Origin of the sequence: Bacillus sp. IT-79MI2, from assembly GCF_949768135.1 — a bacterium.
Lineage (GTDB): Bacteria > Bacillota > Bacilli > Bacillales > Bacillaceae_G > Bacillus_A > Bacillus_A pseudomycoides.
The window spans coordinates 156,335-177,367 of the sequence record NZ_CATKPV010000084.1 but is presented as its reverse complement, the minus strand read 5'-3'; the positions used below and the strand labels follow the sequence as shown (position 1 = coordinate 177,367).

28 protein-coding genes and 1 other annotated feature (1 of these 29 running past the window's edge) are annotated in these 21,033 nt (G+C 33.7%); of the genes, 21 read left to right on the top strand and 7 right to left on the bottom strand.

The window, feature by feature from the left end:
• Window positions 1-61: 61 nt before the first annotated feature.
• From ACM6HU_RS22045 to ACM6HU_RS22030, 4 genes are all read left to right on the top strand, one after another.
• Window positions 62-541, top strand: a complete 480-nt coding sequence (locus ACM6HU_RS22045) for an HIT family protein (protein WP_016115075.1) — start codon at window positions 62-64, stop codon at window positions 539-541.
• On the top strand, window positions 519-1,364 hold the full coding sequence (locus ACM6HU_RS22040; protein ID WP_016115074.1) for a PP2C family serine/threonine-protein phosphatase: 846 nt from the start codon (window positions 519-521) through the stop codon (window positions 1,362-1,364). The genes ACM6HU_RS22045 and ACM6HU_RS22040 overlap by 23 nt, the downstream gene beginning before the upstream one ends.
• A gap of 27 nt (window positions 1,365-1,391) precedes the next feature.
• Window positions 1,392-1,595: a hypothetical protein gene (locus ACM6HU_RS22035; protein WP_016115073.1), complete on the top strand. Its 204-nt coding sequence runs from the start codon at window positions 1,392-1,394 to the stop codon at window positions 1,593-1,595.
• A gap of 117 nt (window positions 1,596-1,712) precedes the next feature.
• Window positions 1,713-2,084 carry a DUF4181 domain-containing protein gene (locus ACM6HU_RS22030; RefSeq protein ID WP_016115072.1) on the top strand — a complete coding sequence of 124 codons (372 nt, stop codon included), beginning with the start codon at window positions 1,713-1,715 and terminating at the stop codon, window positions 2,082-2,084.
• A 76-nt stretch (window positions 2,085-2,160) separates the two neighbouring features.
• Here the strand turns inward: ACM6HU_RS22030 and ACM6HU_RS22025 are convergent, their stop codons facing one another.
• A complete protein-coding gene (locus ACM6HU_RS22025) occupies window positions 2,161-3,003 on the bottom strand; it encodes an oxidoreductase (protein ID WP_016115071.1) in 843 nt (280 codons plus the stop codon).
• Here ACM6HU_RS22025 and ACM6HU_RS22020 point away from each other — a divergent pair.
• From ACM6HU_RS22020 to ACM6HU_RS22005, 4 genes are all read left to right on the top strand, one after another.
• Complete coding sequence (locus ACM6HU_RS22020) at window positions 2,945-3,532, top strand: TetR/AcrR family transcriptional regulator (protein ID WP_229161686.1); 588 nt, start codon at window positions 2,945-2,947, stop codon at window positions 3,530-3,532. The genes ACM6HU_RS22025 and ACM6HU_RS22020 overlap by 59 nt on opposite strands.
• Window positions 3,533-3,559: 27 nt before the next feature.
• Window positions 3,560-3,724, top strand: coding sequence for a hypothetical protein (locus ACM6HU_RS22015; RefSeq protein ID WP_016115070.1), 165 nt, complete (start codon window positions 3,560-3,562; stop codon window positions 3,722-3,724).
• A 224-nt stretch (window positions 3,725-3,948) separates the two neighbouring features.
• On the top strand, window positions 3,949-4,494 hold the full coding sequence (locus ACM6HU_RS22010) for a GNAT family N-acetyltransferase (RefSeq protein WP_016115069.1): 546 nt from the start codon (window positions 3,949-3,951) through the stop codon (window positions 4,492-4,494).
• Between the two features lie 72 nt (window positions 4,495-4,566).
• Complete coding sequence (locus ACM6HU_RS22005) at window positions 4,567-4,740, top strand: hypothetical protein (protein WP_016115068.1); 174 nt, start codon at window positions 4,567-4,569, stop codon at window positions 4,738-4,740.
• Between the two features lie 518 nt (window positions 4,741-5,258).
• On the opposite strand, the gene ACM6HU_RS22000 is transcribed toward ACM6HU_RS22005, so the two are convergent.
• On the bottom strand, window positions 5,259-5,810 hold the full coding sequence (locus tag ACM6HU_RS22000) for a hypothetical protein (RefSeq protein ID WP_016115067.1): 552 nt from the start codon (window positions 5,808-5,810) through the stop codon (window positions 5,259-5,261).
• A gap of 200 nt (window positions 5,811-6,010) precedes the next feature.
• Between ACM6HU_RS22000 and ACM6HU_RS21995 the strand changes: the two genes are divergently transcribed.
• Together ACM6HU_RS21995 and ACM6HU_RS21990 are read left to right on the top strand one after the other, a co-directional pair.
• On the top strand, window positions 6,011-6,253 hold the full coding sequence (locus ACM6HU_RS21995; protein ID WP_016115066.1) for a DUF3977 family protein: 243 nt from the start codon (window positions 6,011-6,013) through the stop codon (window positions 6,251-6,253).
• Between the two features lie 40 nt (window positions 6,254-6,293).
• A complete protein-coding gene (locus ACM6HU_RS21990) occupies window positions 6,294-6,731 on the top strand; it encodes an NUDIX domain-containing protein (RefSeq protein WP_016115065.1) in 438 nt (145 codons plus the stop codon).
• 41 nt (window positions 6,732-6,772) lie between these two features.
• Here ACM6HU_RS21990 and ACM6HU_RS21985 read toward each other — a convergent pair whose 3' ends face one another.
• Entirely contained in the window at window positions 6,773-7,390 is a 618-nt protein-coding gene (locus tag ACM6HU_RS21985) for a TetR/AcrR family transcriptional regulator (RefSeq protein ID WP_016115064.1), read from the bottom strand.
• Between the two features lie 160 nt (window positions 7,391-7,550).
• Between ACM6HU_RS21985 and kynU the strand changes: the two genes are divergently transcribed.
• The 3 genes from kynU to kynA are packed head-to-tail and all read left to right on the top strand — an operon-like array spanning window position 7,551 to window position 10,348.
• Window positions 7,551-8,837: a kynureninase gene (gene kynU / locus ACM6HU_RS21980; protein ID WP_016115063.1), complete on the top strand. Its 1,287-nt coding sequence runs from the start codon at window positions 7,551-7,553 to the stop codon at window positions 8,835-8,837.
• Between the two features lie 3 nt (window positions 8,838-8,840).
• Window positions 8,841-9,470: an arylformamidase gene (gene kynB / locus ACM6HU_RS21975; RefSeq protein WP_016132861.1), complete on the top strand. Its 630-nt coding sequence runs from the start codon at window positions 8,841-8,843 to the stop codon at window positions 9,468-9,470.
• A 38-nt stretch (window positions 9,471-9,508) separates the two neighbouring features.
• Window positions 9,509-10,348 (top strand): tryptophan 2,3-dioxygenase, encoded by an 840-nt coding sequence (gene kynA, locus ACM6HU_RS21970; protein WP_016132860.1) that lies wholly within the window; start codon window positions 9,509-9,511, stop codon window positions 10,346-10,348.
• Between the two features lie 184 nt (window positions 10,349-10,532).
• On the opposite strand, the gene ACM6HU_RS21965 is transcribed toward kynA, so the two are convergent.
• Window positions 10,533-11,198 carry an HAD family hydrolase gene (locus ACM6HU_RS21965; RefSeq protein WP_016115060.1) on the bottom strand — a complete coding sequence of 222 codons (666 nt, stop codon included), beginning with the start codon at window positions 11,196-11,198 and terminating at the stop codon, window positions 10,533-10,535.
• A gap of 557 nt (window positions 11,199-11,755) precedes the next feature.
• Here ACM6HU_RS21965 and ACM6HU_RS21960 point away from each other — a divergent pair.
• Window positions 11,756-12,673 carry a serine hydrolase domain-containing protein gene (locus ACM6HU_RS21960; protein ID WP_077294730.1) on the top strand — a complete coding sequence of 306 codons (918 nt, stop codon included), beginning with the start codon at window positions 11,756-11,758 and terminating at the stop codon, window positions 12,671-12,673.
• 196 nt (window positions 12,674-12,869) lie between these two features.
• On the opposite strand, the gene ACM6HU_RS21955 is transcribed toward ACM6HU_RS21960, so the two are convergent.
• Window positions 12,870-13,202, bottom strand: a complete 333-nt coding sequence (locus ACM6HU_RS21955) for a DUF3889 domain-containing protein (protein ID WP_414848438.1) — start codon at window positions 13,200-13,202, stop codon at window positions 12,870-12,872.
• 144 nt (window positions 13,203-13,346) lie between these two features.
• Here ACM6HU_RS21955 and sleB point away from each other — a divergent pair, with 144 nt between their 5' ends.
• The 5 genes from sleB (at window position 13,347) to ACM6HU_RS21930 (ending at window position 17,218) form a co-directional block, all read left to right on the top strand.
• The gene (gene sleB / locus ACM6HU_RS21950; RefSeq protein WP_077294733.1) at window positions 13,347-14,102 is read left to right on the top strand and encodes a spore cortex-lytic enzyme; all 756 of its coding nucleotides are present in this window, start codon (window positions 13,347-13,349) and stop codon (window positions 14,100-14,102) included.
• Window positions 14,103-14,117: 15 nt separating this feature from the next.
• A complete protein-coding gene (ypeB, locus tag ACM6HU_RS21945; protein WP_006095009.1) occupies window positions 14,118-15,458 on the top strand; it encodes a germination protein YpeB in 1,341 nt (446 codons plus the stop codon).
• 26 nt (window positions 15,459-15,484) lie between these two features.
• Complete coding sequence (locus ACM6HU_RS21940) at window positions 15,485-16,081, top strand: YhcN/YlaJ family sporulation lipoprotein (protein WP_033798907.1); 597 nt, start codon at window positions 15,485-15,487, stop codon at window positions 16,079-16,081.
• A gap of 253 nt (window positions 16,082-16,334) precedes the next feature.
• Entirely contained in the window at window positions 16,335-16,697 is a 363-nt protein-coding gene (locus ACM6HU_RS21935; protein ID WP_033799655.1) for a hypothetical protein, read from the top strand.
• Between the two features lie 26 nt (window positions 16,698-16,723).
• The gene (locus ACM6HU_RS21930) at window positions 16,724-17,218 is read left to right on the top strand and encodes a GNAT family N-acetyltransferase (protein WP_077294739.1); all 495 of its coding nucleotides are present in this window, start codon (window positions 16,724-16,726) and stop codon (window positions 17,216-17,218) included.
• A 94-nt stretch (window positions 17,219-17,312) separates the two neighbouring features.
• Here ACM6HU_RS21930 and ACM6HU_RS21925 read toward each other — a convergent pair whose 3' ends face one another.
• The gene (locus ACM6HU_RS21925; protein WP_016132853.1) at window positions 17,313-17,717 is read right to left on the bottom strand and encodes a hypothetical protein; all 405 of its coding nucleotides are present in this window, start codon (window positions 17,715-17,717) and stop codon (window positions 17,313-17,315) included.
• A gap of 240 nt (window positions 17,718-17,957) precedes the next feature.
• On the opposite strand from ACM6HU_RS21925, the gene ACM6HU_RS21920 reads away from it, so the two are divergent.
• Window positions 17,958-19,127 (top strand): ParM/StbA family protein, encoded by a 1,170-nt coding sequence (locus ACM6HU_RS21920; protein ID WP_016115050.1) that lies wholly within the window; start codon window positions 17,958-17,960, stop codon window positions 19,125-19,127.
• 11 nt (window positions 19,128-19,138) lie between these two features.
• On the top strand, window positions 19,139-19,474 hold the full coding sequence (locus ACM6HU_RS21915; protein WP_016132852.1) for a hypothetical protein: 336 nt from the start codon (window positions 19,139-19,141) through the stop codon (window positions 19,472-19,474).
• Between the two features lie 285 nt (window positions 19,475-19,759).
• On the opposite strand, the gene ACM6HU_RS21910 is transcribed toward ACM6HU_RS21915, so the two are convergent.
• Window positions 19,760-20,671, bottom strand: a complete 912-nt coding sequence (locus ACM6HU_RS21910; protein ID WP_077294742.1) for an SMP-30/gluconolactonase/LRE family protein — start codon at window positions 20,669-20,671, stop codon at window positions 19,760-19,762.
• A 125-nt stretch (window positions 20,672-20,796) separates the two neighbouring features.
• Window positions 20,797-21,033: a binding site (T-box leader), on the top strand; it runs 21 nt beyond the window's last position.

The following is a 21,033-nucleotide window of genomic DNA, read 5'->3' as shown; positions in this document are numbered from 1 at the left end:
CTCACTAATCATTCGTTTTGTGATATTATAAATGGTAAATTTAAGGAATAGAGGGATGCAAATGTCTACACAAAGCCACTTTGAAGAACGCTGTTTTATATGCCAGAAACATAAAGGAGAAATTAAGGTGCCAGGCGGGGCAATCTATGAAGATGACCTCGTATATGTAGGGCATGTTCATTGGGAAGAGGATAAGACGTATCTTGGATATATAATGATTGATATAAAGAGGCATACGCCTGGACTGGCAGAGCTAACGGAAGAAGAGGCGAAAACTTTTGGGTTAATTATAAGTAGAGTAGGCCGGGCGTTAAAAGAATGTGAGGGCGCGGAACATATATATGCTTTCGTTTCTGGTAATGGAGTAAATCATATGCACATGCATATAATTCCACGTTATCCAAATACACCGAAGGAATTTTGGTCACCAACTAAGGTAGCAAATTGGGAAGGTGCACCATATGGACAAGCAGAACAAATACAAAAACTATGTGAAAGAATACGAACATATATGGTGAATGAGTATGCATACAACAAGTAATACACAATATTCATGGGTTGGTAGTGACGAAATGTATTTAGGGGAAATTTCAGTTCAGCAACATGGTGAGATAGTGCTTGGTAGATATGGTGGAAATACGAGTGCAGGCGCAAAGAAGAATGAAGACGGTGCATTCGTTTGGTCAAATGGAAACTGGGAATTTGCGATGATATTAGATGGACACAATAGTGCAGAAAGTGTCGCTTTAGTAGTACATACAATAAAAAATGAATATGAAAATATAAAAGTTTTATTAGAAGAGCCTGTTGAAACGGTATTTCGATCTGTTGAAAATCATTTACTTGCACTTTTTCAATCAAATTCATTCAAACAGGCGTGTCAGCAAGTGAAAGGTGAAACAGCTTGCTTAATTTGTGTACGAAAAGAAAATTATATTTGGTGGTTTTCTATAGGGGATTGCCTTGTTTATTTATTTCATGAGGAGTTACATAAATTAGGGCAGTATATGCTGAATCAACGTCATTTTTACGAATGGATTGGGCATGTGAATACATTTTCTTTACCAGTTCCTTGCTATTCATCGGGTATTCGGGAGTTACGCACAGGAAAAAATAGAATCCTAATGGTAACAGATGGTGTACTAGAATGTGGAGAACGTCGTTATGAAAACCCGCTTTATTTATATCAAGATATGTATGAAAATGAGCAAGAATTAACAAAATGTGTTCAAAATGTACTTAAGCATGTTCATCATCAGCTTGGACGAGATAGTGCGACAATGATTAGTTGGGATTATGAAAATCGTGTTTATTCCACATATCCAAGTGATCAGCCAGAGAAAATGCGATCTTCCAATCAGTAAAATAAGGGGTGAGGAAATGAAAACGAATTGAATCACCATGTTTATGTTTCTTCGCATGAAACGCCAAATAGGTTTGAATATGTTACACATCATGGATTAATTGCATGTTGTTGGGATATAAAAGTATTAAGTTTTGAAAGAGATTGTTGGGTAAAAACAGTGTTGGATAATCCGAAAGATATCCCTAATATACAAGAATATGTACAAATGAGATTGAATGAAGATGCGTAGTCCATTACATGTAAAATCGATGTCTTCAGAAGTTACGTTTTCTTATAAAAAGAAAAATGAGCTATGTATTACACATAGTTTTTATTGAATGTATTTTTAAGAATGGAGGAAATACTTTTGGAGAAGTTGTTGTTTTTAATAATAATTGTTGTCTTATTTTTTCTGTTGGAGAACTTGCTAAGAAAAAAGTTAAAGATTACACGGAAAAATGGTTTCATCTATCGACCTGTTAATAGTTTTCATAAATGGGGAGAGCGAATTATAATAATAGTCTATTTAGTGGCTGGCTTTGTTTGTATTTACACCTCAGAGTATATAAAGGTTGTATATATATTATTTGTATTTTCAGGTATGCAACAGCTTTTTCGGGCATATATGGAATGGAAATTTGATAAAGAGTCAAAAGAATATGTAATTTCCCTATTGGGAGTATTTTGTTTAATGATTACATTTAATTTAATGATTTATTTATTCCAACCTGTTGGTTAAAAGAGCTAGATAATAAGAGTTGTTATCACAATTTCAATGTGTATAACGACTCTTATTTATCAGTAGTCTTTTTATATTACATCTTCTTAAAACTTCTCAAAACAAGAAACTCCCATACTCTCCATGGAAGAATTTTTTTAGCAACCATCATCAATTTCACACCTTTTCCAATCGGGTATCGCAGCGTTGTATTTTTTGATTCAGCAATCGCTACAATCTTTTGAGCGACATCTATTGGATTACCAAATGTATCATTACCATTATTAATATGATCTTGTATTTTATCCATATACTCTTTATAGGGAGAGGTAGCTTCTGAATAATTTTCTGCAAGCTCTTTTCCGACTTCCCAAATATTTGTATTATAAGAACCTGGCTCGACTAATGAAACATCTATACCGAATGGCTTTACTTCTAGACGAAGAGATTCGCTCCAACCTTCTAATGCGTATTTTGAAGAAACATATGGAGATAACCCTGGGAATCCAACTTGACCACTAATACTGCTCACGTTAATGATTTTTCCGCTTTTTTGTTTTCGCATATAAGGTAATACAATTTGAGTTATTGATATTGCTCCAAATACATTTGTCTCAAATTGTCTACGATATTCTCCTACCGAAATTTCCTCTATAAATCCACCGCTTGCATATCCTGCGTTATTGACGAGAAGGTCAATTCGATTTAATTCTTTTAAAAATAATTGAAATTTATGTATAGATTTTTGATCTGTTACATCTAGTTGATGAATTTTGATATTTTTCTGTAAGTGTAATGCAGTAGCTTGAGATAATAATTCCATTTGTTTATTAAGATTACGCATTGTAGCGATGACGAAATATTCTTTTTTTGCAAGCTCAATGGTAGTTAAAAGTCCAAATCCACTGGATGCACCTGTAATAATCGCGATTTTACTCATTTTCCGCTCACTTTCTTTTTTCTTACATCATAACGATTTACGTGTAGAAAATCTATTATTCTCTTACATCACATCGTCAAGCGTAGATATTGTTTCTTTATATACATTTGTTATTGATTACTATATAGCTTGCCAGTCCTTTATTTGTCCGCAAATTGGAACTCAAACGTCCCCAAAAGGAGTGCTTCAAACGTATATTGAATCCAATCTGAAATTTATAGATGAAAATCGAAAGCATGTATTCGCTGTTATAGAAATTGTTTCGAATGAAAGAACAGATGAAGGGAAACTTCGGTTTGCAGCAGACCATGATGAAACTATTTTTCTTCCCATTGAAAATTTTCTACGTTTAGGCATGCAAGAAGAAGTGTTTCGAGAGTTTTCCGCACTGTCCTTAAGGGTGATGGCGTTAACAATCAGGCATGCCATCGACGGGTTTAACCTGGAGCTAATGAGAAATTCCGATCTTAACGTTAAAGATTGCACTAAAGAACTTATCACGATCTTTGAGCGGGCAATTCAAAAGTAACGTATCACCCTAAGGAGGGGAAAGTACATGATATTTTATGAGGTTATTTGTTTTTGTTGTAAAAATGTATTTCGGGTATATGAAGGAACTGAAAAATATAAGCAATTTAAGAAAAATCAGAAAGGGAAATATTGCTGTGACGAATGTAATCATAAAATTCAGCTTGAAGCAATAAAACATTTTTTTAGATAGAGGTAATAGCTACTACTGTTATCGTTAAGAGAAAGATGGTTACAGATAGCTACTTATTCTTAACTGATGGAACCTATGATAAACTAAGATTGTCGAGATTTACCATTTAGGACAATATCTTACGGAACAAATCGGTGGAGGTTATTTGGTAGAATTGCAGTAAATTACTAAGGTCGTTACCTGTTTTATTTTTCTAAATCAATTTAATATAAAAGGAGTATATTATGATTATTAACAAACAAGAGTTTGATGTAAATGGGATAATTTATACTATTAGATCTGCAATGGATAAAGATGCAAAAGAATTATCTGAGTTAAGATTACAGATTGATGGAGAGACTGAAAATTTAGACAGAGAAAAAGGTGAAGCATTTATAGGCACATCAGGATTTGAACATATTATAAAAGATGATACTGACAAGCCAAGAAACTTATTTTTGGTTGCGGAAGTCAATAATCGAATTGTTGGATTTTCAAGATGTGAGGGAGTGTATTTAAAGAGATTCACTCATAAAGTAGAATTTGGAGTATGCGTATTAAAAGAGTTTTGGGGATATGGGATTGGGAAAAATCTTTTAAAAGAGTCTATGTCTTGGGCTGACGCTAATGGTATTAAAAAAATGACTTTGAATGTTTTAGAAACGAACGGTAAAGCCATTAAATTGTATGAAAGACTTGGTTTTGAAATAGAAGGAATATTAAAAAATGATAAAAGACTTGCGGATGATAAATACTATAACACTATTATTATGGGAAGATTTAATGGATAATGCTTTATAAAATTATATATAAAGATTTCTATGCGTTCAAAAACTTAATAATAAAGTAGGAGGGAGAGAAGCTTGCAATTAAGAACGAAATTATTTATTAGTATGCTATCATCTGTATTTTTGATTATTGGAAGTATCATATTCTTTTTGAATCATCATCCGATGAAATGGTTATGGGTTTTTATTGCAGTGAGTTCTATTGCGCAAAATTTAGTGATATATAGAAAATATAAAAGTGTTCATTAAAATATTCGAATTGTTAACATGTTTGTATCATCTTCCTGATTTTATTGGAAACGCTTTTATGGAGTTTTATAATAAAATTATATTTCCTCGCACGAGCTCTTAAAAATGAATCTCCAACAATGAAGAAACGGGAGATGATTTATTGCAGTACGGATTTAGAGGTCAGATGGAGGTACCTGCATATAATAATGATAGGATGATAGGGAAATGTATCACTTGTGGCAAAGTTATTTAATGTCCCAAGCAGTACGTTTTATAAACGAATGCAACGGTTCCAGTTGTAAAGAAGTAGATTTCGGAAAATCTACTTCTTTTGTATGTAGATACATGTTCTGTCGGAATATGCGCTTACCGGGGAAATAGTAGAATGAAATAATTTCTATAGAGAAGGGAAATTAGTTTAAAATGATTAACATGATAAAGTGAAACTTTAATCAGTGTGGTTTTTTTCATCCCCCCACTGATTATTAGCCCGACCATTCGGGCTTTTACGGGCAGTAATACTCCTCCTATACAATTTAAAGGTAATTTTGTTTAAGGAATTGGGAAATCATATGATATTCATTCAACACCCTTTTTTTACCGGTATCCGTTAAGTACCATGTATCTTTCGTAAGATTTCTATGATCTTGTAATGGAAGAACATCGATAGTCATGTCATTCGTAGCAAACGCAGTCGCTATAAGCAAGAATCTTTTCATAAAAAAGGTCTTACCTGCTAATAAAATATTTTTGTTTTCTGTTGTTTTTGATAGAAGAAGCATTGCGTTTTTTATAACATCATTAGCGGTATTAGCTTCTCCTGTTATTGGAATAACGAGTTCTTCAGGAATTCCTGATTGAACTAGGAGTTCTTTATGAAAGGTAAACTCATTTGCATTTAAAAATGTATTATGTACACTGGGAATCATAATGGTTTTAAAGCTTTCCTCGTGAAATAATGTGATAATTTGTTCATTTAATTCAGTGTAATGTCCAGGATGATAGAGAACAGCATCTGGATTCCGAAATTTAAATTGTCTTTCTAAAAAAGTCATTTCACTCAATAAAGTAGTAAATTGATTATTCATAACATATATACCTCTCTAAAGAAAATATTTACTTATTTTTGAGTTATTCGGCATTATAAAACTTTTTCCCTTCTCTAACTTTAGTAAGGGAGAAATAAAGGGGAATCTGTCAAATCATGCGCTTACCAGGGAAATAGTAGAATGCTTAGAACAACATTTCCTAAGGGAGATGCAAGTATTTCATATAAGGGGAGTTGTAAGTGAAGTACATAGAAGCCGGAATCGGAAATAAATGGTTGGTTCGAACAGAAATAGAACGAGAAGATGGAACAGAGTTTGAGCAAAAAGGAGTTGTGAAACCTATTTATTTTGAATCATGCTATTTACGAGTTTGGTTTAGAAAAACTTGTTTGATTTTTGATTCTAAAGAAGGATTTAAGAGAGTAAAAAAGAGGCGAAATGAGTATAAGTTTATTTTGGGGATTGTGAGTAGATTGCAATAATATAACCACACAGGAAATATAATATATAAGGAGAATGAACATGTCTATTTCTACATACTACAAAAAAATCCGTGAAAAAGTAGGTTCTGGTCTCATTTTCATGCCAAGTGTCGCCGCAATCATTAAAAATGAGTTAGGAGAGATCTTGTTCCAATATCCTGGTGGGGAGTATTGGAGTCTTCCTGCCGGGGCAATTGAACCTGGTGAAACGCCAGAAGATGCTATTGTTCGCGAAGTGTGGGAAGAAACAGGTTTACGAGTACAAGTGAAAGAAATAAAAGGGATTTTTGGAGGGAAAGACTTCCGTCATACATATTCAAATGGAGATCAAGTGGAATATATCGTTGTTGTGTTTGAATGTGAGGGAGTTGGAGGAGAGTTGAGAGCGATAGATGGAGAATCGTTAAAACTTCAATACTTTTCATCACAGGAAAGACCAAAGCTAGCATTACCATATCCAGAAGAAATATTTCTATAAACGATTAAATAGCACACTTTCTTCATAGAGACGAGAGTGTGCTATTCATTTTTATATAAGCCTGCCGTATACAGCTCTGTTAATGTACAAACAACCTCCTCTAGATTTACATCGATCTCATTTCGGACAATCTCCCACAGAAACATCTCATTCATATAAAACCAACCACGTGCCACAATTGCTTTGTTTAACTCATTTCGTGCTAATCCATTTTCTTGAGAATAGGTGATATCTTGCATAATTCGATTCATAAAACGTTCTCGAATGTCATTCCACTTTTGTCGAACTTCTTTTGACGCACCGATAGCCTCTTCAACGACTTGTAATATATTTCTTTCTTCTTCAGTTAGTTGTAAAAAAGCTCGCACTTGATTCTCAATCATACTGTGGGCTTCTTTTTTTGTTTTAGGAAAAAAGGAACGTTCAGCGATTTTGTAAAAACGATTCATAACATCTTCCATAAGGACAATGAGGAGATCGTCTTTATTTTTAAAATAAACATATGCCGTACCATAACCAGTTTCAGCGTGTTTAATAATTTGAGAGATTGTTGTTTTGTGAAATCCGTTTTCTAAAAAAACATTGTGGGCGGATTTTAATAATTTATTTCTCGTTTCTACTGATCGTTGTTGTCTTGATGAAAGAAAATCTTTTTCCAAAAATAACACCTCTTTATACTGAAATATCTGAAAATATAACTTTATTCTAGTAGAAGCGAATGCAAAAAGTCAACTGACATAATATCATTGACGTCATGTCAGTTATAGTGTTATATTTCAACTAGTTAGAATAAAAAGAAAATTAAGAGAAGGTGAAAGAATGTATCAAGATCCATTTGAACCATCTTATGAGTATGCGATTAAGTGTGATAAGCGTGATGAACTTGCCGAATTTCAAAAAGAATTTTATAAGAAAGCAGATACAATATATTTAGATGGTAATTCACTGGGATTACTTTCGAAAAGAGCAGAAAAGTCTTTACTTACTATGCTAAATTCATGGAAAGAGTATGGTATTGATGGATGGACAGAAGGGGAACATCCTTGGTTTTTTCTTTCAGAACGATTAGGTGAGTTAACAGCTCCACTTGTTGGTGCTTTATCTGAAGAAGTAATTGTAACCGGTTCTACGACAACCAACATTCATCAAGTTATTGCAACATTTTATGAACCGAAAGGAATTCGTACAAAGATTCTTGCGGATGAATTAACGTTTCCATCGGATATTTATGCCCTGCAAAGTCAAATTCGTTTAAAAGGACTAGATCCAGATGAACATCTTGTACGAGTGAAGAGTCGGGATGGTAGAACGCTGCAAGAGGAAGATATTATTGATGCGATGACTGATGATATTGCGTTAATTTTATTGCCGGCAGTGCTATATCGAAGTGGACAAATTCTTGATATGAAGCGATTAACAGCTGAAGCGCACAAGCGTGGTATCTATATTGGTTTTGATTTATGCCATTCTATCGGTTCAATTCCGCATGATTTTAAAGGGTGGGGTGTTGATTTCGCAGTATGGTGTAATTATAAATATTTAAATGCAGGACCTGGTGGTGTTGCTGGATTATATGTAAACAAAAAACATTTCAATCGTCTTCCAGGGCTTTCTGGTTGGTTTAGTTCAAGAAAAGATAAGCAATTTGATATGGAACATACATTAACAGCAGCTGAGCATGCCGGGGCATATCAAATTGGGACACCTCACGTGTTAAGTACAGCGCCATTAATTGGCTCCCTTGAGATTTTCAAAGAGGCTGGCATTGAAAGATTGCGAGAAAAATCATTACATATTACTCGCTATATGCTAAATTTAATCAACCATGAATTGAAGGGGATGGGATTTACAATTGGGAATCCATTAGAAGATGAAAAACGCGGAGGGCATATATATTTAGAGCATCCAGAAGCTGCACGTATCTGTAAAGCTTTAAAAGCAAATGAAGTTATTCCTGATTTCCGTGCACCAAATGGAGTTCGTCTTGCGCCAGTTGCTTTATATAACACGTACGCAGAAGTGTGGAAATCTGTGCAAATCTTGAAGAAAATCATGAAAGATGAAGAATATAAAAAGTTTGAAAATAAGCGAGAGGTTGTGGCATAAGCGATGAAGGAATCTGATTGGATTGATATTTCACAACCATTAAATAATGATATTGCGACATGGCCAGGAGATACGCCATTTTCATACGAAGTATCATGGGCAAAAGAACAAAGCGGATCTGTTAATGTTGGAAAATTAACGATGAGTATTCATACGGGTACGCATATTGATGCGCCATTTCATTTTGATAATAACGGAAAAAAGGTACTAGATTTAGATGTTAACGTCTATGTTGGTAAAGCTCGAATTATAGATGTATCAGGTATCGAAAGTATTGGCGCAAAAGAATTAGAAAAATTCCCTTTAGATGGGGTAGGGAGGTTATTACTTCGGACTTCTTCGCATGGGAATGCACAGGAATTCCCGCAAGTAATTCCGTATTTACGTGCTGATATTGCACCATTTCTTTCGGAAAAAGGCATTCGATTAATTGGGGTAGATGTACCTTCTGTAGATCCGCTAGATGATAAAGAATTAGCGGCGCATCACCAATTATTTAAATATGGTATTCATATTTTAGAAAATGTTGTATTAGACCATGTACAAGACGGAGATTATGAACTGATTGCCCTGCCACTTGCATTGACAGATGCGGATGGGAGTCCAGTTCGAGCTGTAATAAGACCACTATAAGAGCAAGCAGATGATGCATAGAAGGGGTGTTCATTTTTATGAAAGAAAATGAAAAAGTAATTATGGAAAAGGGAATTCATACGGATTTTAAAGAAAATATGACATACGGAGAGTACTTACAATTAGATAGTTTGCTAGGAAGTCAAAAAAGGTTATCTGATCATCATGATGAAATGTTGTTTATTATTATTCACCAAGCAAGTGAACTGTGGATGAAACTCATTTTACATGAACTTAACGCAGCGATTGAATCTATTCAAAATGATAGGCTGGCTCCAGCTTTTAAAATGCTTGCGCGCGTTTCAAAAATTCAATCGCAAATTATTCAATCTTGGGATATTCTTGCAACGCTTACACCATCTGAATATATTGAATTTCGTGATTCTCTCGGTCAAGCATCGGGATTTCAGTCCTATCAATACCGTATGATTGAGTATGCGCTTGGTTATAAAACACCCCATGCATTAAAAATTTATGAAAAAGATCCAGAGTTACATGCTCGCTTGCATAAAGCGCTTCATTCGCCAAGTCTTTATGATGTTGCAATTCAGGCACTTGTAAAAGAAGGGTTCCCAATCAATCCAAATGTTTTAAATCGTGATATTACACAGCCTTATGAAGAAGATGCGACAGTTGAAGCAGCATGGTTAGAGGTATATGGTGATGTGAAGAAATATTGGGATTTATATCAACTTGCAGAAAAGTTAATCGATATTGAAGATTGGCTTCAGCAGTGGCGATTCCGCCATATGAAAACAGTAGAACGTATTATTGGACATAAAATGGGAACAGGTGGATCATCTGGTGTTTCTTATTTAAAACGTGTTCTTGATCAACGCTTTTTCCCAGAACTTTGGAATGTGCGGACGAAGTTATAAAGTAAAGATTATATAATTGCTAGTACATCACTTATTGAAGTGTGGTGTACTTTTTTTCTTTGTAATTATGTGTAAAAAAGATATCTAATAACACGGTAATTCACATTATAAATCAACGCCCAGACATATATCATTCTGAGCGTTGATTTATTATTTCGCTTATTCAGTTAAAGCACCCGTTAGTTTAGTAAACTATTTTCATTTCAGGCAATATTGTTTTTAACTCCATTAAGTCATTTATTACCAAATCAGCCTGAGCAAGTTCATCTTCTTGTGCAAAATCAAAATTACATCCAATTGCAAGTAAACCATTATCTTTAGCTGCATTTATATCAGATAGACGGTCTCCAACTACCGCTGCCTTTTTTATGTCATATTTTTTTATAATTGTTTTAACTAAATCTCCTTTATCGAGCGTTTGTATTTGTTGAATACTAAATGTTTCAGTAACCCAATTATCCAAATTATAATAACTCACAATTGCTTGTAAATATTCCGTTAAACCATTACTCGCTATGTAAATTGAACAATTATTTTCTTTTAAATAACGGAAAACTTCCTTTACATTAGGATATAAAGCACCTTTCCCACTTTTTATGTTTTCAACTAATCTTTCCAGAAAATAAGCATCCGTTTGTTCTCTTACTTCATGGGAATGATTAGGTAACAAAGCTTCCCAAACTTTTGGTAAAGGTACCCCCATAATTTCACGGTATTTATCAATGGGGGTTACTGTATCCCATAAATTTAGTGACCGTAAATGGTTAAAAGTATCATCAAGTGATAATTCTAGAATTTTTTCTGTTTGAAATAGAGTTCCATCCATATCAAAAATCAGTGATTGTAACATTACTTTCTCTCCCTTTTTACCGTTGCTGAATAACTTCTAAAGTTTAACATAAAGACAGAATAACTTAACCAATCCCTATTCAACTAATCTGACTCATCAGTTTAAGTACAAATTCTCACAATCTTTATATATATTTTAACATAAATTTACAATAACCTTTCTCTTTTTTTTCAAAAGAGTTTAGAAATAACATAGCATGTAACAATAAAATTAACACCATAATTCAAACAATGACAATGACTATTGTCACGCTGTTATTTGGTATGCTATTTTTTATGTTATTTTTTACTTGTTTTCCTTGAAAATATTGTTACATCAACGAAAAAAGCATACCAATTCGTATGTTAATTGATATGCTAATTCGTATGTTATTAAGTGTTTTTCCACGAAAACGGAACTACTTAGTATGAGTGACCATGTCTTATATCTATAGTATATGTTTGCCACACGTGAAATTGGATATTTTCTTAGAAAGTACATAGAAATAGAAATATTTATTTGATTTGAGTAGAATAGTAAAAACAGACAAGAACAGTATACATTTGGAGGAATACATATTGGATTTTTACAAGTTGGAAAATCAATTTATGAAAAAGAAAGTGAATGCATTTCTCGTATATCAACAAGGTGAGTTAACAACAAAATATTATAAAACAAAAGAATGCGCACACAATTTATATAAAATTAATTCTATCACGAAAAGTATCGTATCAATTTTAATCGGTATAGCAATAGATAAAGGCTACATAAATGATATACATACGCCTATAGCAAAATGGTTTCCCAATGTACCGAAAGAAAAGAAGGAATTAACCATTTATCACTTGTTAACAATGACAACTGGTGAAGAGTGGAAGGAGTTTGGAAATGGAGTTGTATTTCCAAATGATTTCGTGAAATCAGATAATTGGATAAATTATATTTTGCAGAAGCCGTTAATGGAAGAGATAGGGGCAAAAATGAATTATAATTCAGGCTCTTCACATCTGTTAAGTTATATACTACAAGTTGCTACTGGAAAAACAACGGAGCAGTTTGCAAAGGAATATTTATTTAATCCTTTACAAATTACCGAATATGAGTGGCAACAAGATCCACAAGGAATTCATGTCGGTGGGTTTGGTATGAAAATGAAGGCCGATGATTTATTAAAACTAGGACTATTATATTTGCAAAATGGATTCTGGAGTGGAGAAAAGATTGTATCCTCAAGTTGGATTGAACAATCGAGTAAGGCTGTTTTTTTAACATATGAGCATGTTGGAGCATATGGTTATCACTGGTGGGTATTAGACAATGAAAGATTTCACATACCGTATTGTATGTACTTTGCAATGGGATATGGTGGGCAATATATTATCATTGTTCCACAGTTAGAACTTGTGGCAGTAGTGAGTAGTCAAATGCCAAAGCGTGGGTTAGTACCATTAAAATTATTTATAAATCATTTACAAGAGAACGTTAATCATACATAAATAGAAGGAGCGTATAGTTAAGCAAGAAGTGAAAGTTAAATAGTAATAAAAAAGAGGGAATCGAGATGATTTCCTCTTTTTTAATCCCGCTATTCGCTGACAATAAGATTCTAATGTCAAGAATCAAAGAAACAACAGAAGATAGGTGGGGAAATAAAATCCTGTAAAAGCTTGTAAAATCTTGGTTAATTGAACATTATCTACTGCTTTTTTGAAATGTAATTTTCAAAAACTTCTCCGTTCTTGTATCAAACTCTACATCAACAAAAACACCATACTCCTTTCCATCTTCACGCAGCCATAATTTAAATTTTTCAGTTGTTATATTTACTGTCTTCGGTTTTCTTCCAATATGAAGGTAATCAATAATTTGCGCTTTTGGATAGTTTTCTTTCGTTTTTTCTACCGCAAAGTTACCCCATTTTGCATATGGTGGTTGTGCGTGAACAACTGATGAATGAGTATATGTATTGCAATATGTTGTAACAAATACAATTCCTAATACGAAACATGCAAAAATACGCTTCATAATAAACTCCTTTTATTCGTTTTCCTTATTGTGTACATGCAGTCTAAATCATATAAGTTTGGATTTTTTTGTCTTCCTTACATAAAAGCGTTTTATTTACAAAACATAACCATGAAATCATCACTGCAAATAAGGAGGGAACATATGCGTCATACAGTTATTTTTAAAATACTGATTTTGTTTGTCTTAATCGGTATATCTGTATTTGTTAATAGTGGGCAAACGAGAAATGTCCAAGCCTTTTCTAATCAAGTAATTCAAAGAGGTGCCTCTGGAGAGGATGTTATTGAATTACAGTCCCGATTGAAATATAACGGATTTTATACGGGAAAAGTAGATGGTGTATTTGGCTGGGGTACATATTGGGCACTAAGGAATTTTCAACAAAAGTTCGGTTTACCTGTAGATGGCTTAGCGGGGGCTAAGGCGAAGCAGATGCTTGTAAAAGCGACAAAGTATGAGAAATCAACTGCTAATAAAGGGAACACGGGTGGACAAAGTAATAAGCCAGCCCAAAATAAAGGTACAAATGTGCCAAATGGTTATTCACAAAATGATATTCAATTAATGGCGAACGCAGTTTATGGTGAATCCCGTGGTGAACCATATTTAGGGCAAGTTGCAGTTGCGGCAGTTATTTTGAATCGTGTGACAAGTGCATCATTCCCGAATACAGTATCTGGAGTGATTTTTGAACCACGTGCATTTACAGCAGTTGCTGATGGACAAATTTATTTAACGCCAAATGAAACGGCGAAAAAAGCTGTATTAGATGCTATTAATGGTTGGGATCCTACTGGAAATGCACTGTATTATTTCAATCCAGATACTGCAACGAGTAAATGGATTTGGAGTCGACCACAAATTAAAAAAATCGGCAAACATATTTTCTGTAAATAGAGCGGAGGTGAAGAAATGTTAAGAGGTATCGTAATTGTATTGTTAACAATCGGCGTAGTTGGAACAGGGTATTGGGGTTATAAAGAACACCAAGAAAAAAATGCGGTGTTAATTCGAGCAGAAAACAGCTATCAGCGTGCGTTTCATGATTTAGCGTATGAGGTTGATTTATTACACGATAAAATCGGAACAACACTGGCAATGAATTCACGTACATCTTTATCACCGGCATTAGCGGATGTGTGGCGTTTAACATCGGAAGCTCGTTCTGATGTAGGACAACTACCTTTAACATTAATGCCGTTTAATAAAACCGAGGAATTTTTAGCGAATATTGGTGATTTTAGTTATCGCACTGCCATTCGTGATTTAGAGAAAGAACCTTTAAACGATCAAGAATATAAAGCGCTTCAAACTCTATATTCAAATGCTGGCAACATTCAAGATGAGCTTCGAAAAGTACAGCATCTCGTTTTGAAAAATAATTTACGTTGGATGGATGTAGAACTTGCGCTTGCGTCAAATAAAGATCCAGCGGATAACACGATTATTGACGGGCTTAAGACGGTTGAGAAAAATGTAACATCTTATTCTTCAAATAATTTCGGTCCAACTTTCACAAGCATGCAAAAGGCGAAAAAAGGCGGCTTTGAAGCAAAAGGTAAAGCGATTTCAAAAGAGGAAGCGGCAAAAATAGCAAAATCATTTTTAAATTTAAAAGGCAATGAAAAAGTAGAAGTTGAGAAAAGCGGAAAAGGTGCTAAAGAATCATTTTATAGTGTGAAAATTCAAGATCCTGAAACAAAGAATGAATTTTATATGGATATTACCGAAAAAGGTGGATATCCAATATGGGTAATGAATAACCGTGAAATTAAGGAACAAAAAATTAGCTTAAATGACGCAGGAAGTAAAGGATTAACTTTCTTAAAGGACCATAAGTTTACCAATATGGAGCTCTTTGATAGTTCACAGTACGATAATATTGGTGTGTTTACGTACGTTGTGAATGAGAATAATGTGCGTATTTATCCAGAAGCAATTCAAATAAAAATTGCTTTAGATGATGGATCAATTGTTGGTTTTTCAGCAAAAGAATATTTAGCATCACATCAAAAACGCACCATTCCAACTGCAAAATTAACGGCTGCTGATGCAAGAAAGAAAATCAATCCAGATGTAAAAGTAATGGAAGAACGCAAGGCGGTTGTTGTAAATGATGTGCATAAAGAAGTATTGTGCTATGAATTTGTCGGGACATTAGGAAAAGATACGTACCAAATTTTTATTAATGCAAATGACGGAACTGAAGAAAAAGTGAAAAAGATGCAGGCTGTCGAAAAGATTTATGATTAAACATCAATGATAAAGTGGTGAAAATGATGAAAATCCTTATATATATGCTTATGATTTGTTTTGCTATCACAGGGTGTAGTGTAGGAAAAAAAGAGAATGCTCATGAAAAACCAGAACAAAAAAATGTATCTATGCGAAATGTTAGCTATACAAAAGATAAAACAAAACCGAATGAACAAGTGGCAGATCATTTAGCTTCTTTAGCTTCTAGTATACCAGGTGTAAAAGATGCGACCGCAGTCGTTATTGGAAAATATGCTGTTGTTGGCATTGATGTAAAGGCAAAACTGGATCGAACTCGTGTAGAATCAATCAAGTATTCTGTCGCTGAAAGCTTAAAACATGATCCAAATGGTGCAAATGCAGTTGTTGTAGCGGATGTTGATACGTATGAACGATTAAAGCGAATGGGGAATCAAATTAAGCACGGAAAAGCTGGCGAAGGAATTCTTGATGAACTTGCTGCAATTGTTGGACGTGTTATGCCACAAGTACCAAATGATATGATTGAAAATAAAGAAACGAATCCGATTAAAGAAAACGACAAACAGTTACCAAAAGATGAAGAGAATGAATTAAGAAAAGAACAAGAAGATCAATCAAATAATCATCTTAAAAGATAACAAAAACATCTCGTGCTATATGGCGCGAGATGTTTTTGTTAATTATTAATATTCAGTTTATCAAAAAGGGAATATATGGTTTAATAATAATTAGGAAGTTACGACAGATCCACCGTGTATAAAACTATATAAAACTATCTGAAAATGATGAATAAAAAACATAACAAAGAAGGAGGTTTATCCTGGTTTCTCTGCGATATATTACATTTAGATATGCTTGGGTATCGTTTTTAAACCAGAGATAGTTGTAATGATGAAAAATAAATGCGCACTCATAGTTTGTGGTCTTAGTCTGTGTGTGATTTTTGGTATGACAGCGTGTGATAAAAAGAAAGAAATAAAGAAACAAACAACAACTTCTTCAACTGTCACAGAAAAAAAGAAGAGAGAAACAATTGATATGAATATTTTCTCACAAATAAATGAAGGAATGACATATAACGAAGTAAAAGAATTAATAGGATTTGAAGGGGATTTACTTATAAATCAAGGTAATGAAAATTCATCAAACTATAAACAAACTTTTGCCTGGAAAGGAAATCCACCACAATCCTTTGCTGAGATTACCTTTTTAGATGGAAAAGTACGTTCTAAGTCACAGCAAGGTTTAAGTTAGTAATTAGAAGAAAAGGGGAAATAAAAATGAATTTGCAAACAGAAGATATTCAGCTTATTCCATATGATGAAAAATATAAAGAAATTATAGACGCATTTATTTTACCTAGTGAACAAATTCAATTTACAGCAAAACCAAGTGACTTGCTTGAAAAAGCTAAAAAAGACACAACTCGAAATGTTATTGTTATTTTAGCGAATCATACACCAGTAGGAATTTTTGCATTACAATCAGGAACGAGGGTAGCAGAATACACAGATAATCCCAATGCTTTACTTTTAGTTGCCTTTTCTATCAATTACGAGAAACAAGGAAAAGGGTATGCCAAAAAAGGATTAGCCTTATTACATGACTTTGTAGCATCCTATTTTCCGAATAAAAATGAAATTGTACTAGCTGTAAATGAAAAAAATATTCCTGCTCAAAAGCTGTATTTAAAAGTAGGATTTGAAGATAGAGGTCAAAGAAGAATGGGCCCAATTGGAAGGCAGCTTGTTTTATATTTATCATTAGAAAAGTAAATAATTATAGCAAAAAAGCTTACTGTAAAAAATATGAAGAAGAAAGAGAAGGCATTCCTATGTAAGGGAATGCCTTCTCCTATTATGTATACTTTTATTGATATCGCTTCGAAACAACGAATTCTACAAGTGGAATAACAATGAATGAAGAACAAAGTGCTATAAATAAAGGGAGATTATGAATATTATCAAGCGAATATAAGGTAGAAAATCCTTCTGACCAAATCAATAAAATAAACATAATAACGACTAATACAAAATATCCAATTTTAAAACTTTTATATGTAATTTGTTGTCCCATTTCATCTTGACTTTCTTCTGACACGCCGTTTGGATCTCCCCATGTCATATGATTTATTAAATAACTAATTATTAAGGAGCACACAAAAATAGTCCCTCCGAGAATAGTTCCTTCGGTCATATATTTATATGCACTATAGGCCAGTATTCCAAGTAATGATAGTACAATAACTACGAAAATAAACTTATTCTGATTCATCGTATTCACCTCTTTATAAGTGTAAAAAACTCTTTACACGTAATAGTATAAAAATGACAGGGAGTAATGTCAAATACATTTTACACAAATAGATAAATTTATGAAAGTTAATTATTTATTTCTCAGTTTAGAAATAAATATTAAAAAACAGAAAGGAAAAAGATTTCTATTTGGTTTGAATGTTAAAGTTATTATTTGCATATATTTGGAAGGGATGTCAGATTAAATTGGGGGGTAAATATGTCCATACTTTTAAAAGCGGGTGCAGACGCTGGAAATAACGGTTTAAAATTAATGGTGAAAGGCCAAAATCCGATTTATATTCCAAGTATATATTCACTATATATTGGGGAACCGACAGGTTTATTGGATGAAGAAGATGTACCGATATCTGAAGTGGAAAATCATATTGATGTAACTATAAATTCACCATCTCTCATGTTAAATAATGTACGTTACATTGTTGGGCAAAAGGTTATCAATGATCAGCTAAAAGGGACAGAAGTAGAGAAGAAGTCTAATAAATCTACAGATGAATTAATGGTTCTAACGATTTTATCAGGTTTAGCAATTAGTGCTATGCGTCATAGTCCGAAATTAGATCATATGAATATTCGCTACGATTTATCAGTTGCTCTTCCAATGCAAACCATTACGCAAGAAATAGCGGCGGAAAATGCTAAACGTTATATGGGAAATCATAAAGTTATTTTTCATTATCCAAATGGAAGAGATGTAACGATAAATGTATCCATTGAGTTCTGTAAATGTTTACCTGAAGGAGCATCTGGTACTTGGGGGATCGTATACGATGAAGAAGGTAATATCTTAAAACATAAAGTTGAAAGTGAAAAAGACGCCATTACTGAGATTGATTTTGTGGATAAAACATTATTATCTTTTGATATTGGTGCGGGTACAACTGAGGAAGTTGTTTCGTTTGGAGTGAATTTTAGACCGCAATTAAGTAAAGGATTGTCCTATGGAGTTAAAGAAACTTTATTGCAGATTATTACAAGATGGAATCGGAAGCATCCGACAAAAACAATAGATAGTATTACAGAGTTTAATCAAATATATTTAAATGAGAAACACCCAAGGCATGCAATGCTAGTAGAAGAGTCACAACAAGCATTTCTAGGATTAGCTGCACGAGTTGCAACGGATATTATTAATAAAATTGATGATATGAAAGATGATCCGTATGTATTTATATATGGCGGGGGCGCTGTCATCATTAAAAACAGTTTGCAACTTATTTTAAAACAAAAAGGTCGTTTAAAAAATGTAATATTTGTAGATAACCCTCTATTTACAAATGCACGTGGATTATTAGTTTACACATGTTCCCCACGGTATAGAGAACATAAACAAAAAGAATTGGGATTTACAAATTTAACAATTAGTTAGTTGGTGTGAGTATGGGGCGTAAGCGGTATAAGCGTGGTGATCGGGTAAAAATCTATTTAAATAAATCTGTATCTTCTGAAATGATCGCATGGATTAATAAGCAATCTGATGAAACAAAATTTTTTTTATACGGTGCCCAGCAATTGTTTAAACAAGTAGGCGATATTGATGTATCTAAAACTTTACCTAGCAGCCATGTTTTTTCCATGTATATTGAACCTACTTCTATGTTTAAAATTGAAGTAAATCCTCTTAGAAAAGTGTCGATGGAACAGAAAGGACCCGCCGAATGTGTAGAAAATAAACCTTGGGAATTTATTGATCAAATAGATTGTCCCTTCTTTTAAAACATATAAAAGTATATCTAAAGCCTACCACTGTAAATATGATTAAGTGGTAGGCTTTTTTTTGCCCATTAATAATGCGAAATCCAAACCGAAAGTACGGAATATTTTGAAGGTAAATGGATGTTTATTAAAATAAAAAAATAAGGAGGGAGAATTTTGAAAGCGATTCTTCATAACAAAAGTCATGATACTTTTTTTCCTTATCTAATGTACTCTATTCGATTCATTTTTTTGCCTGCGATTTCTTATGAGTGAATGCCCCCTCCTTATCACCTGGGCTATGCCCTACACGTGCTTGAGGAAGGGGACTTCTGTTGAAGTACTGTTAAACTGATAAGTTGGACACCCTTTAACCTGTGTTTTTATTCGGAATACGCCACCAGCATATGGATAAACTTCCAATTGATCTTGGTTCGTTCGTGTTCTGGCAGTAGTAATATATAATTCTGTTAAGTCAGGTCCTCCAAATGTACAGGAAGTTACATTGAGTGCCGGAACAGGAACTGTTAGAATTTTTTCGCCAGTCATTGGATTCCATCTTGTGATTTTAGCACCGCCCCAATGTGCAATCCACAAACAGCCTTCCTCATCAATTGTCATTCCATCAGGTAATCCTTCACTATTAGGAATAATAATGATATCTATTGGGTTACTAATTGTTCCAGTGTGTATATCATAATCAAAACGAGTGACTTTTTTAGTAGGTGTGTCAATGAAATAAAGATACTTCTGGTCGGGTGACCAGGCTAAACCATTGGACGTATTTACATGTTCTAATTGTTTTTTTACACTAAAATCAGTATCCAAGAAATATAAAGAACCAGCTGCACTGACTCCATATAAATCGGTAGTGCCAGCCCAAAAGCGATCAGCGGGATCGCACTTTCCGTCGTTAAAGCGATTTTCTGGCAGGTGAGACTCCGGATTATGAATAAGTTTTAATTCCTCTGTTTCAAGATCAAGAGAATAGAAATCACACTCCATTGCTAATATAACTCTGCCGGATGCATCTGGAACGACAGATCCAATTTGTTGGTCTAATGAAATTTCACGATTTATATTTGTAATAGGATTATATATAAATAGCTTTTTTTCTAGAATATCAACCCAGTATAGTAGGTATTTCTGTTCATCCCAGCAAGGGCCTTCTCCTAAGTTTGCTTTAGCATCGATAACTAATTCTAATTTTCCTAACAATGTATTTTTCTCCTTTCTATAAAGCTAACCTATATATTCGATGGAAGTAGTAGCAAACCTTTTAGTTCGGAAAAATTTGACAACAATAACATTATAAATTATTATATGGAAAATAACTTATAACAAAAATGGCAATGAAGAGAAGAGTAGTTAAGAATGATTGCATACAGAGAACTCCGGTAGCTGAGAAGGAGGGGTAAAAACCTTAATGAAAAAAGACTTGGAGCTGTGCATGGAACTAACTTGTTTAGGGATAATGCGACGGGTTCTCCCGTTATAGAGATAGGGTATAAGCAAATGATTGCCGTACCTGAAGAGATTAATATGGTGACATATTAATAAACTGAGGTGGTACCACGAAG

Coding starts and splice junctions, on each gene's coding strand:
- kynA (WP_016132860.1), top strand. CDS start 9,509: ATGAAAGAAAATGAAAAAGTAATTATGGAAAAGGGAATTCATACGGAT.
- ACM6HU_RS21955 (WP_414848438.1), bottom strand. CDS start 13,202: ATGAAGCGTATTTTTGCATGTTTCGTATTAGGAATTGTATTTGTTACA.
- sleB (WP_077294733.1), top strand. CDS start 13,347: ATGCGTCATACAGTTATTTTTAAAATACTGATTTTGTTTGTCTTAATC.
- ACM6HU_RS22015 (WP_016115070.1), top strand. CDS start 3,560: ATGATATTTTATGAGGTTATTTGTTTTTGTTGTAAAAATGTATTTCGG.
- ACM6HU_RS21920 (WP_016115050.1), top strand. CDS start 17,958: ATGTCCATACTTTTAAAAGCGGGTGCAGACGCTGGAAATAACGGTTTA.
- ACM6HU_RS21940 (WP_033798907.1), top strand. CDS start 15,485: ATGAAAATCCTTATATATATGCTTATGATTTGTTTTGCTATCACAGGG.
- ACM6HU_RS21925 (WP_016132853.1), bottom strand. CDS start 17,717: ATGAATCAGAATAAGTTTATTTTCGTAGTTATTGTACTATCATTACTT.
- ACM6HU_RS21935 (WP_033799655.1), top strand. CDS start 16,335: ATGAAAAATAAATGCGCACTCATAGTTTGTGGTCTTAGTCTGTGTGTG.
- ACM6HU_RS22010 (WP_016115069.1), top strand. CDS start 3,949: ATGATTATTAACAAACAAGAGTTTGATGTAAATGGGATAATTTATACT.
- ACM6HU_RS21990 (WP_016115065.1), top strand. CDS start 6,294: ATGTCTATTTCTACATACTACAAAAAAATCCGTGAAAAAGTAGGTTCT.
- ACM6HU_RS21930 (WP_077294739.1), top strand. CDS start 16,724: ATGAATTTGCAAACAGAAGATATTCAGCTTATTCCATATGATGAAAAA.
- ACM6HU_RS21915 (WP_016132852.1), top strand. CDS start 19,139: ATGGGGCGTAAGCGGTATAAGCGTGGTGATCGGGTAAAAATCTATTTA.
- ypeB (WP_006095009.1), top strand. CDS start 14,118: ATGTTAAGAGGTATCGTAATTGTATTGTTAACAATCGGCGTAGTTGGA.
- ACM6HU_RS22025 (WP_016115071.1), bottom strand. CDS start 3,003: ATGAGTAAAATCGCGATTATTACAGGTGCATCCAGTGGATTTGGACTT.
- ACM6HU_RS22045 (WP_016115075.1), top strand. CDS start 62: ATGTCTACACAAAGCCACTTTGAAGAACGCTGTTTTATATGCCAGAAA.
- ACM6HU_RS22040 (WP_016115074.1), top strand. CDS start 519: ATGAGTATGCATACAACAAGTAATACACAATATTCATGGGTTGGTAGT.
- ACM6HU_RS21965 (WP_016115060.1), bottom strand. CDS start 11,198: ATGTTACAATCACTGATTTTTGATATGGATGGAACTCTATTTCAAACA.
- ACM6HU_RS22000 (WP_016115067.1), bottom strand. CDS start 5,810: ATGAATAATCAATTTACTACTTTATTGAGTGAAATGACTTTTTTAGAA.
- kynB (WP_016132861.1), top strand. CDS start 8,841: ATGAAGGAATCTGATTGGATTGATATTTCACAACCATTAAATAATGAT.
- kynU (WP_016115063.1), top strand. CDS start 7,551: ATGTATCAAGATCCATTTGAACCATCTTATGAGTATGCGATTAAGTGT.
- ACM6HU_RS22020 (WP_229161686.1), top strand. CDS start 2,945: ATGGTAGTTAAAAGTCCAAATCCACTGGATGCACCTGTAATAATCGCG.